General features: G+C 42.9%; 12 protein-coding genes. 3 read left to right on the plus strand and 9 right to left on the minus strand.

All coding sequences use genetic code 11. The features are described from left to right. Window positions 1–20 precede the first annotated feature (20 nt). Window positions 21–581, minus strand: a complete 561-nt coding sequence (locus V7D18_RS15525) for a hypothetical protein (RefSeq protein WP_426155415.1) — start codon at window positions 579–581, stop codon at window positions 21–23. A 294-nt stretch (window positions 582–875) separates the two neighbouring features. Between V7D18_RS15525 and V7D18_RS15530 the strand changes: the two genes are divergently transcribed. Beyond that, window positions 876–2,279 carry an AAA family ATPase gene (locus V7D18_RS15530; protein ID WP_426155417.1) on the plus strand — a complete coding sequence of 468 codons (1,404 nt, stop codon included), beginning with the start codon at window positions 876–878 and terminating at the stop codon, window positions 2,277–2,279. Then, window positions 2,263–2,961, plus strand: a complete 699-nt coding sequence (locus tag V7D18_RS15535) for a hypothetical protein (RefSeq protein ID WP_426155419.1) — start codon at window positions 2,263–2,265, stop codon at window positions 2,959–2,961. The genes V7D18_RS15530 and V7D18_RS15535 overlap by 17 nt, the downstream gene beginning before the upstream one ends. Before the next feature lie 54 nt (window positions 2,962–3,015). On the opposite strand, the gene V7D18_RS15540 is transcribed toward V7D18_RS15535, so the two are convergent. The 8 genes from V7D18_RS15540 to V7D18_RS15575 all read right to left on the minus strand — a co-directional run bounded on the left by V7D18_RS15540 (window position 3,016) and on the right by V7D18_RS15575 (window position 12,669). After that, window positions 3,016–5,154: a polyribonucleotide nucleotidyltransferase gene (locus V7D18_RS15540; RefSeq protein ID WP_426155421.1), complete on the minus strand. Its 2,139-nt coding sequence runs from the start codon at window positions 5,152–5,154 to the stop codon at window positions 3,016–3,018. 182 nt (window positions 5,155–5,336) lie between these two features. After that, window positions 5,337–5,603, minus strand: a complete 267-nt coding sequence (rpsO, locus tag V7D18_RS15545) for a 30S ribosomal protein S15 (RefSeq protein WP_104435364.1) — start codon at window positions 5,601–5,603, stop codon at window positions 5,337–5,339. Between the two features lie 184 nt (window positions 5,604–5,787). Further along, window positions 5,788–7,113 (minus strand): amidohydrolase, encoded by a 1,326-nt coding sequence (locus tag V7D18_RS15550; protein WP_426155423.1) that lies wholly within the window; start codon window positions 7,111–7,113, stop codon window positions 5,788–5,790. A gap of 20 nt (window positions 7,114–7,133) precedes the next feature. Beyond that, on the minus strand, window positions 7,134–8,846 hold the full coding sequence (locus tag V7D18_RS15555) for an adenine deaminase C-terminal domain-containing protein (protein ID WP_426155425.1): 1,713 nt from the start codon (window positions 8,844–8,846) through the stop codon (window positions 7,134–7,136). 11 nt (window positions 8,847–8,857) lie between these two features. Next, window positions 8,858–9,964 carry an ABC transporter substrate-binding protein gene (locus V7D18_RS15560; RefSeq protein WP_426155427.1) on the minus strand — a complete coding sequence of 369 codons (1,107 nt, stop codon included), beginning with the start codon at window positions 9,962–9,964 and terminating at the stop codon, window positions 8,858–8,860. A gap of 46 nt (window positions 9,965–10,010) precedes the next feature. Beyond that, window positions 10,011–11,048, minus strand: a complete 1,038-nt coding sequence (locus tag V7D18_RS15565; RefSeq protein ID WP_426155429.1) for an ABC transporter ATP-binding protein — start codon at window positions 11,046–11,048, stop codon at window positions 10,011–10,013. Window positions 11,049–11,060: 12 nt separating this feature from the next. Further along, a complete protein-coding gene (locus V7D18_RS15570) occupies window positions 11,061–11,843 on the minus strand; it encodes an ABC transporter permease (RefSeq protein WP_426155431.1) in 783 nt (260 codons plus the stop codon). Then, on the minus strand, window positions 11,836–12,669 hold the full coding sequence (locus tag V7D18_RS15575; protein WP_426155433.1) for an ABC transporter permease: 834 nt from the start codon (window positions 12,667–12,669) through the stop codon (window positions 11,836–11,838). Before V7D18_RS15575 ends, V7D18_RS15570 begins: the two co-directional genes overlap by 8 nt. Window positions 12,670–12,850: 181 nt before the next feature. On the opposite strand from V7D18_RS15575, the gene V7D18_RS15580 reads away from it, so the two are divergent. Continuing rightward, window positions 12,851–13,798 carry a LysR family transcriptional regulator gene (locus V7D18_RS15580; RefSeq protein WP_426155434.1) on the plus strand — a complete coding sequence of 316 codons (948 nt, stop codon included), beginning with the start codon at window positions 12,851–12,853 and terminating at the stop codon, window positions 13,796–13,798. Window positions 13,799–13,804 lie beyond the last annotated feature (6 nt).

The following is a 13,804-nucleotide window of genomic DNA, read 5'->3' on the forward strand; positions in this document are numbered from 1 at the left end:
TCTGTTCCTCCCTCGATCCTTTATAATTTACTGTGATTTTCATGCAACAGCGCTTCCAATAACAGTCCCCAGGTTCTATTATCACTTTTTAAACAATTATAGTTTCCCATAATCTTCCGCTCATATTTATGCATTCTGAATGTTATATTATATGTCCAGATATTTTGATCGCTCACCTCGTAGCAGATATAATCCATATATTTAAGTTTTTCCATGCGGAAATTTTCAGTCCTCTTTCCGATCTTTTTTAAATCGCTTACAATAGTATCTTTCCATTCATTCAGAGGAGGATTCCCAATATCCTGCGACAGATGGATCAGCATCTGAATTGTTGTTGATTGAGGATTAATCTGTATTATTGCATCTTCTCTTTTTTCACTTAGCGTATCTCCATTTTCTATTTTTATGAATGGCATTTTTTCAGCAAAGCAATTCTCAGTGGAAAATCTAATCACATTTCCATCCGATAACTCTAACCGTTCTTTCCTTATTCCCTCCTTTAAGACTTCCATATCCCACCCATCGGCTAAGGTGTTTTTACCGCGTTCCCACTCCTTAATCTGCTCGTCTGTTTGTACCATAACTTCCTCCCTCTATTAAGGTTAATTACAAAAATAATTGCTTTTAAGCTATTATAAAATAAATTGTTACAAAAATGGGGTTCATGTAATAAATAGCACCGGGCATGTAATTTTTGGTAAATTTTTGTCGCATTACCTGCCTCCGCATTCCATTACAATATCCAGGTATTATCCCATTATTTATGTGCAATACTATAAATTGATACAAATTGTATCGAAATACATTTTTTGCATTGAGTTTTCATTTTTTTGTGTTACTATAATATCAGTATAAGATTTTTATAGGAGGAACATATGCCAGAAGCAATTGTCCGCATCAGCGAAATCCAGTTAAAAGATTTAAAAAATACACAATATGGAAAAATAGAAATGCCGGCCTATGCAGAAAAGGATTATTTTTCGGATAAAGCAGATCTTCTCGGTATTTATGGACAGAACGGTTCCGGAAAAACTGCCGTAATTGAAGCCATGGATATCATTCAGATGCTTTTAGCAGGTAAACCTCTGCCTGAGGATACGGTTCACTATATATCCGAAGAATCAGGAAGCTGCAGCATCGCTGTAAAATTCCTGATCCGTTTTCCTGAAAAGTCCATCCTGGCAGAATATACTGCCCAATTGAAACGGGGGACCGGTCTTCCCCTGGAAATTTCTGGAGAAACGTTAAGTACTGCCATCTGGAACGGAACCCGGTTTGAAAACAGGAGAACTCTGATTGATTATTCCTCCTCACCGGACGGACCGGTCTTCACACCAAAATATCGTTTTGAATCTCTGGCCAAAAGCGGGGAAGATATCCGTGTCAATTTAAGTGTGGCCAAAAAGCTTGCCCAGAAAAATACCGCTTCCTTTCTATTCAGCCAGGAAAGCAGGAGCATTTTTCTGTCAGCACCGGAAGAGATCACACAGGATTATGTACCAGTCATAGAAGCTCTGTATCAGTACGCCTCCTTAAACCTGTTCGTTATCTCAAGCGCTCATTCCGGTTCCATTACCACCAGTTCCAGGCTTCCTTTCGCCTTCCGCCTAAACCTGGGCAACCGAATCGCAAAAGGTGATTTAATGATCCGCCTTGATGACCCGTCAGTGATCAGCAAGGATCAGTTTCAGCTTGTTTCCCAGATTATCGAAGAAATGAACGCTGTTTTATCTTCATTGATTCCAGGCCTGACCATCGGAATCCACAACTTCGGAGAACAGCTGAGGGAAAATGGCACCCCCGGCTACCGGATTCAGCTGATATCAAAACGGGGAGAGGTTGTGATCCCTCTTAAATATGAGTCGGAAGGGATCATTAAGATCATCTCTGTGCTGAACGTAATGATGTGTGTGTATAACCATCCTTCCATGTGCCTGATCATAGATGAACTGGATGCCGGAATCTATGAATATCTGCTTGGAGAGATTTTATCTGTTTTTGAAAAAGGGGCGAGGGGGCAGCTTATTTTTACATCCCATAATTTAAGAGCGCTGGAGATGATCCACAAAAGAAGCATTCTTTTTTCTACCGCCAATCCGGCCAACCGGTATATCCGGCTTCAGAATGTAAAAAGCAATAACAACCTGCGGGATATGTATTTACGCAGCATCACACTGGGAGGACAGCCTGAGGAAATTTATGAAGAAACAGACAGTGTAGAGATCGGACGCGCATTCCGGCGTGCCGGAAAGGCGGTTTCTTATGATCAACAGGACTAAAAAAGTCATACTCTTTATTGCCGAAGGACCTACTGACGAAGAAACGTTAAGTCCGGTTCTAAAGAAAATATTTCAGAAGGAAGACGTCAGGTTTCATATTGTACATGGGGATCTGACCAGTAACTGGTCGGTTACTGCCCAAAATGCAGTGAAAACAGTGAACCAGCACATTGATATAGAACGGAAACGTTATGGATTCGAGAAAAAAGATATCTTAAAAGTAATACATCTGGTGGATATGGATGGCGCCTTTATCCTGGAGGATAAAGTGGTTTATGGAAAACATGAGGAAATTCTGTATTTTGGTGACCACATAGAAACCCGTTCTCCTGAAACCGTGATTAACCGCAACAAACGAAAATCACAGATATTATCCCGGCTTTCACTCACAGGAAAAATCGGTACCATTCCCTACTCCATCTACTACTTCTCCAGGAATCTGGAACATGTGTTTCATAACAGCAGAAAGAATTTAACCGATGAAGAAAAGGTCATTTATGCAGATACCTTTGCAGACCGGTACTCCGTTAATCCTGCTGCCTTCATTTCTTACCTTTCCGGCAACGATTTTACCGTTCCCGGCGATTACAGAGATACCTGGGAATTTATCAGTAAGGGGACGAATTCTTTAAACCGCCACAGTAACTTTCATCTTCTTTTCTCTTCTCCCCCCGGAAACTGAAAACAGGCATCAGACAGATTGCTTCTGTCTGATGCCTGATCTATATCACAGCTTTTATTCTCCTGCAGTTTCTTCTTTTGCTTCCTTTGGCTCTTCTGCTTTCGCAGTTAAATCGCCTGGCTTCATGCTTAAGTTGATTCTGCCCATCTTGTCTACTTCCATAACCTTTACAGTAACCATATCTCCGATGTTTACCACATCTTCAACCTTAGCCACTCTCTTGTCGGAAAGCTTGGAGATATGAATCATACCGTCTTTGTTAGGAGCAAGCTCTACAAAAGCTCCGAAATTCATAATTCTTACCACCTTACCGGTAAAGATCTGTCCTGCTTCAATTTCAGTCACAATGCTCTTGATGATCTGAATTGCACGGTCGATCATGGCCTGATCGGTGCCGCATACAGAAACACTTCCGTCGTCAGAGATGTCGATCTTCACGCCGGTTTCTTCGATAATCTTGTTGATTACCTTGCCCTGCTTGCCCACTACATCACCGATCTTCTGAGGATCAATGGAAATCTGGTCAATCTTAGGCGCATATTTTCCAACTTCCCTGCGAGGCTCTGCAATAGCTTTTGCCATAACCTCATCAAGAATGTAAAGTCTTGCTTCTCTTGTGGTGCGGATCGCTTCTTCAATAATCGGTCTTGTTAAACCGTGAATCTTAATATCCATCTGAATGGCTGTGATACCCTTATGGGTACCGCCCACCTTAAAGTCCATATCTCCGAAGAAATCTTCCAGACCCTGAATATCAGTTAAGACGATATAATCATCATCGCTATCTCCGGTTACCAGACCACAGGAAATTCCTGCTACTGCTGACTTAATCGGCACACCTGCTGCCATTAAGGACATGGAGGAAGAACAAATGCTGGCCTGAGAAGTGGAACCATTGGATTCCATGGTCTCGGATACGGTACGGATTGCATATGGGAATTCCTCTTCTGACGGAAGAACTGGAACAAGGGCTCTTTCTGCCAGCGCACCATGACCGATCTCACGGCGTCCCGGTCCTCTGGAAGGTCTTGTCTCTCCTACAGAGAAGGACGGGAAATTATAGTGGTGCATATATCTCTTGGAAGTTTCCATATCATCAATGCCGTCCAGTCTCTGGCTTTCCGATAATGGTGCCAGAGTACAGATATTTAAAATCTGTGTCTGTCCCCGGGTGAACATGGCAGAACCGTGAACTCTTGGGAGCAGATCGATCTCTGCTGCCAGATGACGGATCTGGTTCATGGCACGGCCGTCAGGACGCTTGTGATCTTTTAAAATCATCTTACGGACAGTCTTTTTCTGATACTGGTAAATGGCTTCTCCAAGTACAGCCAGCCACTCTTCTTTATCAGCAAAAGCCTCTTCCAGCTTCTGGGTGATATTACGGATGTTTTCTTCTCTGATCTGCTTTTCATCAGTAAAGACGGCAACTTCCATCTCTTGCGGAGTTACAATCTCTTTGATGGCTGCAAATAATTCTTCCGGTACTGCACAGCTGGTATATTCATGCTTTGTTTTTCCGCACTCTGCAACGATGGTATCGATAAACTTAATAATCTCCTGGTTTACCTCATGTGCTTTAAAAATCGCCTGAATCATAACATCTTCAGGAACCTCGTTGGCTCCGGCTTCAATCATGATTACTTTCTCTCTGGTGGAAGCAACGGTCAGAGCCATGTCGGAAACCTGCTTCTGTGCCTGAGTCGGATTGATCACTAATTCTCCGTCAACAAGCCCCACCTGAGTGGAAGAACATGGTCCGTCAAAGGGAATATCAGAGATGCTGGTTGCAATGGCGGAACCTATCATGGCGGTTAATTCAGGGCTGCAGTCCTGGTCAACTGACATAACGATATTATCCAGAGTTACATCATTGCGGTAATCCTTTGGAAACAGCGGTCTCATCGGACGGTCAATGACACGTGAGGTCAGGATTGCATTCTCAGATGCTTTTCCTTCTCTCTTGTTAAAACCTCCCGGAATCTTTCCTACTGCGTATAATTTTTCTTCGTATTCTACACTCAGAGGGAAGAAATCGATTCCGTCTCTGGGTTTATCGGATGCAGTTGCAGTTGCTAATACAACGGTATCTCCATAGTGCATCAGTGCTGCACCGTTTGCCTGCTTCGCCACTCTGCCCACTTCGACGGTCAGTGTTCTGCCTGCAAGCTCCATACTGAAACTCTTGTACATACTGGTATCTCCTTAAAAATAAATTTATATTAACAGTAGAAGATGCCGAAACTACTGATCTGCACGTAAAAAAACTCCTTATTTTTACGCGTACATCAGCGGTCTCGGGGGATACTTCTACTTTTAACATCCATTTCTTAATAGACAGATAGGGTGGAGAAGTTCTCCACCCTAAATGGTTATTATTTTCTGATTCCTAACTTCTCAATTAAAGTACGATATCCTTCAAGATCGGTTTTCTTTAAGTAATCAAGAAGACCTCTTCTCTGTCCAACCATCATCAGAAGACCTCTTCTGGAATGATGATCCTTTGGATTCTGCTGAAGATGATCTGTTAATTCTGTGATTCTCTCTGTCAGAATTGCGATCTGAACTTCCGGTGAACCTGTATCGCCAGGCTTTCTGCCGTATTCAGAAATAATAGCTGCTTTTTTTTCCTTTGAAATCATGTTGATTTCCTCCTTAAATTTAAGATTCTCACCTTGTACCAAGCAATGGCTGGAGTGTCCGAAATACCGGGTACCGGCGCGTATTCATACTGATATAGTTTACCACAGGGGAAAATGGTTGTCAAATACTTATCTTATTTATATTGTTTCCGGATCTTGTAATCTGATACCAGAAACTTCATAATTACAGATCCAAATCCAGGTTATGTTCCAAATATTTTCCAAAATCCGTTTGTTTCATTTTGTTAAAAAGGGATTTCCTTATCTCATCCATATTGCTTTTTTTCAATCGTTTCCCTTCTACCAGACATTCTCCGGCTATATAAACAGCCTCTACATTGGCCGGACCGGCACTGTATACAAGTGCGGAATAAGGGTCGTAAACAGGAAACATATTGGCGGAATCCGTCTCTATTAACACCAGATCTGCCTGTTTTCCCGGTTCCAGAGAGCCGGTTATTCCATCAAGGCCCAGGGCTTTTGCTCCCTGTATGGTCGCCATCTCCACAATCTCTTTAGCAGGAAATGCACTTCTGTCTTTCGTTTCATTTTTATGAAAATCTGCACACAGTTTCATCTGGGTCAGTATATCTAAGGTGTTGCCGCTTGCAGGACCATCTGTGCCAAGTCCCACCGCAATCCCCCTCTTATTCATACCGCTCACGGGAGCCACTCCCTTGGCAGCTTTGGTGTTGGATCCGATACAATGGGCAACGGATGCCTTATGCTCTTTTAAAAGATCTAAATCCTCTTCCGTCAGATGAATACAATGTGCAGCCAGTGTTTCTTTTCCCAGAACTCCGATGCTGTTTAAATAACCCACAGGAGTCGTGTTTTTCTCTTTTTCAAAATATTCCATTTCATAGTCCATTTCCGCAGTATGAAGGGTGAATGGAACTTTATAAAAAGAATCAATCCTGTATGCCTCTTTTAACACCCCGGGAGAGCAGGTGGTCGTTCCGTGGGGCGCGATACAGGCGGTAATTCTGGGGTGGTTTTTATATTTCTTAATGAGGTCTTCCCCGTAAACAATCGCCTCACGGGGATCCTTAAAATCGCAGGCCCCCTCATCCATAACAGTCTGCCCGGCAATTGCCCGCAGCCCCATTTCATCCATGGCTTTTGCAGCCTCTTCTTCATAATAATACATATCCATAACCGTAGTCACTCCGGCAAGGAGCATTTCCCCTGCTGCATAGCGGGTAGAGAGATATACCAGTTCTTCATCCATGGATTTTTGCTCCATGGGAATAAGAAAAACCCGCAGGCGGTCCCTGCAGTCATCTCCAAGGCCCCGAAACGGAATCATTCCCATGTGGGTATGAAGATTTATCATACCTGGCATTAAAATCCCGTTTCTGGCATCAACAAACTTCACATCCGAAGAACCAGCCGTCTCATCTAAATCCTTCATCTTACCTGCCATTATGATCACATCATCTTCAAACATCACAAAGCCGGGATTATAGATTTCCCCTTTTTGATTCATGGTTACTACTATAGCATTCACGATTACCGTTCTCACACTGATCAACCTTTTCCTTTTTCACACTCGTATTTATCCACCAGGGGAACTCCCTGCCTGTCTTTCGTATCAAACAATCCCTTGTCACTGAGTTTCAGCTCCGGAGAAACCAAAAGAGTCAGGGTTGAAATGGACATGATCACATTGCTGTTTTTATAGCCCATGTTTTCAATCTCCCGGCGAACCTCACCCAGGCTTTCAGAAAGCTTATAAAGTCCCTCGTCGGATAGAATTCCGCCTACCGGAAGGCTTACGAAAGCGGTTACGGCTCCCTCTCTGGCTGTTACATAACCTCCCTGCATGTGAACCACACGGTTCTGTGCAAGAAGCATATCCTTTGGCGAATTTCCAAGAACCAGAAGGTTGTGGCTGTCATGACTCCATGTAGTTGCTGCTGCACCGGGCAGTATCAATCCATTTTCCACCAGACCGTAGGAAACATTGCCGTTTTTCCCATATCTTTCGTATACCACAGCAAGACATAACCCTGCTTCCTGCCAGCAAAGACAATGATCCTTAACTGCTATCCGGCGTTTTACATGCCGGATTCTGGTGCCAGACTCCTGTACCTGCATCACGGAAACAACTGCCTCACCGTCTTTCACCTTACAACGGTTAAGTTTAAAGTCAGATTCCAGCGCAAGGCGGCACTTCACAGACTGGTAAAACTCATCGGGATATTTTGTTTTTTCTTCTTTTGATGATGTCTCATACAGAACCCCGCTTTTATAAACTGCCAGGGGATTAAAGTGAACCAGATCCTCTAAAATGACAAAATCAGCCAGCTTTCCAGGTGCTATCATCCCTCTGTCATGTAATCCCATCCTTCTGGCCGGTGTAAGAGTACCGCAGTAAACAGCCTTTTCTGCCGGCATTCCCTGTTCCACTGCCAGACGAAGAATCCGGTTTAAGTGTCCGGTCACCAGATGATCCGGCATGACATCGTCAGTCACAAGTGCCACATTCTCGTAAAGCATATGAGATACAACAGTCGTCACAACATCATGAGTCAGGGATTTCTCCTGAAGTTCCAGAAACATCCCCAGATCCGTTTTTTCCAGAACAGATTCCGGAGTCTGCTGTGTATGATCTGCGTCCACTCCGGCTCTGATAAAAGCTGCCAGATCCCTACCCGTAAGGGATGGGCAGTGTCCCTCGATCTTTATATCCCGGCTGGCTGTCTGGCAAAGTTCAATCATCCGCTTTATTTTTGTATCCTCCGGGGAAATTAAATCCCGGTGATTCATCACTTCTCCCAGGCAGATGACCCTGCCGTCTTCCAGCAGCTTAAGGACCTCTTCCTCACCCATCACACCGCCGGACGTCTCATAATCCGGACCGGCTGCCGGTACACTGGAAGGAATGGCATAAAAAATATCCAGATCTGTTTTTTCTTCCATGAACCGGTTTATACCTGCAATCCCAAATACATTGGCTATCTCATGGGGATCTGCAACAACCGTAGTGACACCCCAGGGAAGAACTGCCCTGGAAAATTCCGCCGGTCCGATCATGGAACTTTCCATATGCATATGAATATCAATCAGTCCGGGTATGATATATTTTTCCTTTGCATCTACCACCAGGTCCGCCTCATAACAGGAAGCAGGGGAAACGTCGTAAAACTTTTCCCCCACTACTGCAATGTCCGCCTTTTCAAAACACTGCCTGTATGTCCGGTAGACCCATCCATTCTGAACAAGTAAGTCAACCTTCATATTCTCTTTCCTTAGCTGTTAATAATACGGTTCCACTGGTCAATCCAGTCACTTAAAAGCGGATTCACAAAGGAATAATCAAGAACCTTTGCATTTTCTGCAGTTTTTCCGTATGTCATATTTTTTGCATTTTCTTCTGCAACTTCTACCTGGTTGTTGGTTGGTGCTTCATTTAATGCCTTGCTTGTCTTATCCTGAAGCTCCTTGCTTAAGCGGTAATTGATATAGGCATAAGCCAGTTCTTTGTCCTTGCAGTTTTTGGTAATGCTGATGGTGTTAAAGTTTGCATAAGTCACATCAGGAGTTACATACACCAGATCTGGATTCGCCTGTTTGATGGTCGGAACACCGAAATCTCCTACAATCGCTGCCTTGATCTCACCAGAGGTAAACATATTGATTAAATCAGAAGATTTTGCATAGGTCTTAACCAGATTTGGTTTTAATTCTTCCAGTGCTTTAAAAGCAGCCTCTCCCTTGTCTGTGGTTACATCAACGCCTGCATGATTGCTTGCCATGTAAACCATAGCCGGGCCAAAGGTCGTTGTGATATCCGGTATTGCCACACTTCCTTCTAATTCTACTTTCCAGAGATCATCAAAGCTGTTAATTTCAAATCCAACTGCTTTTGGATCATACATAATGCCAATGCTGTTAATGGTATAGGCAACACCCTGTCCGGCATCTGCCATGGTTTTTGCTGTTCCGATTAAGTTCTTGCTGTTTTCAATCTTAGATAAATCCAAAGTTTCAAACAGTCCTTCTTCTATTCCCTTGGCAGTCATGGCCTGGGATAATTCAATTACGTCGATGGTGCTCTGGGAATCAGCAGACAGTTTTGTGTAACGCTCGTTAGTGCTTCCTGTCTCTGTTACAATTTTACAGCCAAACTGGTCTTCAAATGGTTTGTATACTTCTTCTTCCGAAATATCTTCGCTTAAACCATAAGTAGATAATACCAGTTTCTTTTCTCCACCAGCTGCGGTTTTTTCTGCGGTAGTGCTGGTTTCTGTAGCAGAGCTCTTTTCTGCGGTAGTGCTGTCTCCTGCACTCTTAGCTGTGCCGCAGCCTGACAGCGCAATGGCTGCACATAAAGATAATGCCAATACTTTTTTCATAATTATAGTCCTCTCTTTTTATCATTTGCCGGCTTTTAAGCCGTTGTTACCTATTAACAAGAATGAGCTTTGATTCAGGAAGATACAGGCGGATCGTACTGCCCTCTTCATAAACCTCTTCTGCAGGTCTGCTTACCAGAAATTTGCCTTCCTCTGTCAGCACTTCATACTGATAGCTTTTCCCTAAAAATGTCCGTACGCCTACGGTTCCTGAAAGAACATTATGATCTTGCGTCTCTCCTGCAATCCGGATATCCTCTGGTCGGATCGTTCCTGCCAGTAAATCACCACTTTTTACAGACTCTACTGTAAATACTGTACCAGCCTGGGTTTTATATACATTTCCTTCTTTATTTAATGTGAGGAAATTTTCAAAGCCGATAAATCTGGCGACAAATTCCGTTTCCGGTCTCTGATAAATGTTTTCCGGTGTATCAAACTGCTCAATCACTCCCTGATTCATAACCGCTACCTTATCAGAAATGGAGAAACATTCTTCCTGGTCATGGGTGACAAACAACGTGGTAATTCCAAGCTTTTTCTGAATGCGCTTGATCTCCATACGCATGTTGATCCGAAGCTTAGCATCCAAATTGCTGAGGGGCTCGTCAAGCAGCAAAAGCTTTGGCTCGATGACAAGGGCTCTGGCAAGAGCGACTCTCTGTCTCTGTCCGCCTGACATCTGCTGGGGGAAACGTTTTTCAAACTCTGAAAGGCCGCAAATCTCTAAAATATTTTTAACTTTCTGGTCAATCTGGACTTTATCAAGTTTTCTCATTTTCAAACCAAAGGCAACGTTATCATAAACATTCAAATGAGGAAACAATGCATAGCTCTGGAACACAATACCAAAATTTCTTTTATGGACCGGAACCTTCGTTAAGTCTTCCCCATCAAGGGAAAACACTCCGCTTTCAGGCTCTATAAATCCGGCTACAACTCGAAGAGTGGTGGTTTTTCCGCACCCGCTTGGGCCTAATAAAGACACCAGCTCCCCTTCCTTTATTTCCAGATTTAAACCTTTTAACACCTGTTTCTTCTTATCATAACGGACATCAATATCCTTCAGTGTCATATAAGCCATATCTCATTCCTCCTATTTCGCCAGGGCGGCTATTCCCAGTGTTTTATCAACAATTACCATCATAAGAACTGTAACCGCCATCAACAATACGGATACTGCCGACACCGTAGGGTCATAATTATATTCAATATAATTCATCAAAGTTGCCGGAAAGGTGGATACTCCGGGCCCGGAAAGAAACATGGATACCGGTATGTTATTAAAGGAATTGATAAAAGCCAGCATAAACGCAGCAGAGATTCCTGAGGTAATATTGGGAAGCACAACCCGGAAAAATGCACGGACCTTTCCGCACCCAAGACTCCACGCTGCTTCCTCTGTGGAAAAATCAAACTGCTCAAGGCTTGATCCAACCACCCGGATCACATAGGGCAGCGTTACCATGAAATGCCCTGCTAACAATCCCATAAACACCGGTACTCTTAAAGCCAGCACCAGGAACTGATAGAGTACAAATCCGATAACGATTCCAGGAACAATGGTTGGAGAAAGAAATACGGATTTTATCAGCCCCTTTCCTTTTAAACCAGATCTTGCCAGAGCATAGGCTGCCGGTATTCCCACTAAAAGGGCGATAACCGTAGCCAGCATGGCAATCTCAAGACTTGTTAAAAATGAAATACGGAAAGATTTTATGGTAAATACCTTTACAAACCATTTAACAGAGAAAGAATCAATGGGAAAGGTTATGGCACTGCCTTTGCCAAAAGCGGTAACTGTAATGATAATCAGAGGCAAAATTAAAAAGCCAAATACGAGAACAGCAAAAACAGTCAGCATTTTATTTTTACGCATGGTCTCCTCCTCTTTTGTCAAGTCTCGCTGCCAGTGAATTAAATCCTTTGATTACAGCAAGTGTTACAACAATCATGATCAGGGAAATAACAGCTGCTCCATCCCAGTCGCCCACGCTCATGGCTCTTTGGTAAATAAAGGTGGAAAGAACCATGTTTTTATTTCCGCCTAATAACTGGGGAGTGGTATAAGCAGTGAGGGTTCCGGTAAATACTAAAATCCCTCCCACAATGATTCCCGGCAGACTCATGGGGAAAATAACCTTCATAAAAGCACGGATCCGGTCTGCACCAAGACTTAGAGCTGCCTCCATCATATCATCACCGATATTTTCCATAACACCTGCTACCGTCACAATCATAAGAGGAAGAAATAAGTAAACCGATCCGATGATAATGGCAAAGTCTGTATAAAGCAGTTTAAGCGGTTTTTCCACAATTCCAGCTGTAATAAGCAGTCGATTGATCAGCCCGTTGCTTCCTAATATATTAATCCATGCAAAGCTTCGGATTACAGAATTGGTCATCATGGGGAAAATGGAAACAGAAAGCAGTATTCCTCTCCATTTTTTACTGCACCGGCTGATAAAATATGCGGTAGGAACTCCAAGCACCATGCAAAACACGGTGGTTAAACATGCAACCTTTACAGTTCTTACAAAGATCTTTCGGTAATATTCATCCTGGAAAAATGTTACATATGCGCTTAAGGGATATTCTCCTGTATGAAGGGAGGGAATTAATACTCTCAAAAGCGGAAGGAACAGACATACTGCCAGAATCACCAGCCCGGGAATTATCATTACAAATGCACTGCGTTTCTTCATTTTAACCTCTCCATGCTTTCTTCCATTCAATAGTCGCTAATTCTTATAACTATTTATAAGTAAAATTAATTTATATCTATACATTTATTATAATTTATGATATACTGTACGTCAAATACATATAATCTATATTTTCTATGCAGTAAAGCTATATTCACCGGATAAAAAGGAGAGATCAGCCATGGATTTAAAAGAAGCCCGATACATTCTGGCCATTTCCAGAAATAAAAGCATCAGCAAAGCTGCAGAAACACTTTTTATTTCTCAGCCGTCCTTAAGCAAATATTTAAAGAATATAGAGCAGCAGCTTGGAACCCGTTTATTTGACCGGGTGGGAAGCGGCTATTTTCCCACTTATATCGGAGAGCGTTACATTCATTATGCGGAAAAGATTGTGGAATACGGTATGGAATGGAATATTGAATTCGATGATATTATGCACCATAACCACGGCCGTCTAAACATCGCCCTTCCCATCATGCTTGGTAACAGCCTGATCGGACCCACTCTGATGAAATTCCACAGGCTCTACCCTCACGTCACCGTCAATATGATGGAGGAAGTGAATTTTGTGGCTGAGCATACTTTAACAGATCACACGGTTGACTTAACCTTTTATAATGTACATGAATTTCCAACTGACTTAGATTATCAGATTATCGGAAAAGAGGAAATGGTTCTTGTGTTATCCGCAGACAATCCTCTGTCAGAAAAAGCAGTTAAAAAAGAAGGCTTTCAATATCCGTGGATTGATTTAAGCCTTCTGGCTGAGGAATCCTTTATTCTTCTTTATCCCGATCAGAACACGGGGGGAATCGCGTTAAGGCTCTTTGAAGAATATGAGATGGAACCAAGAATCCTTCTTCATACCCGCAACAGTGAGATGTCGATCCGCCTGGCCATGGAGGGCCTTGGCGCCGCATTCGCTCCGGAAAGTTATTATCACTATTTGAGAAACAGAGAGCCTTCCTCCTCTGTCTGCCTTTCCGTGGGAAAAACGAGAAACGATAATACACTGATCGCTGCATATCAGAAAAACCGGTATTTGCCCAAATATGCCAAAGCTTTTTTGGATATTCTTACAGAATATTATGAAACAGAGCACGCCGCCTGTTTTGTAATCGAATAAAAAAAG

The sequence above is a fragment of the Lacrimispora sp. 38-1 genome, from assembly GCF_049890855.1.
Lineage (GTDB): Bacteria > Bacillota > Clostridia > Lachnospirales > Lachnospiraceae > Lacrimispora.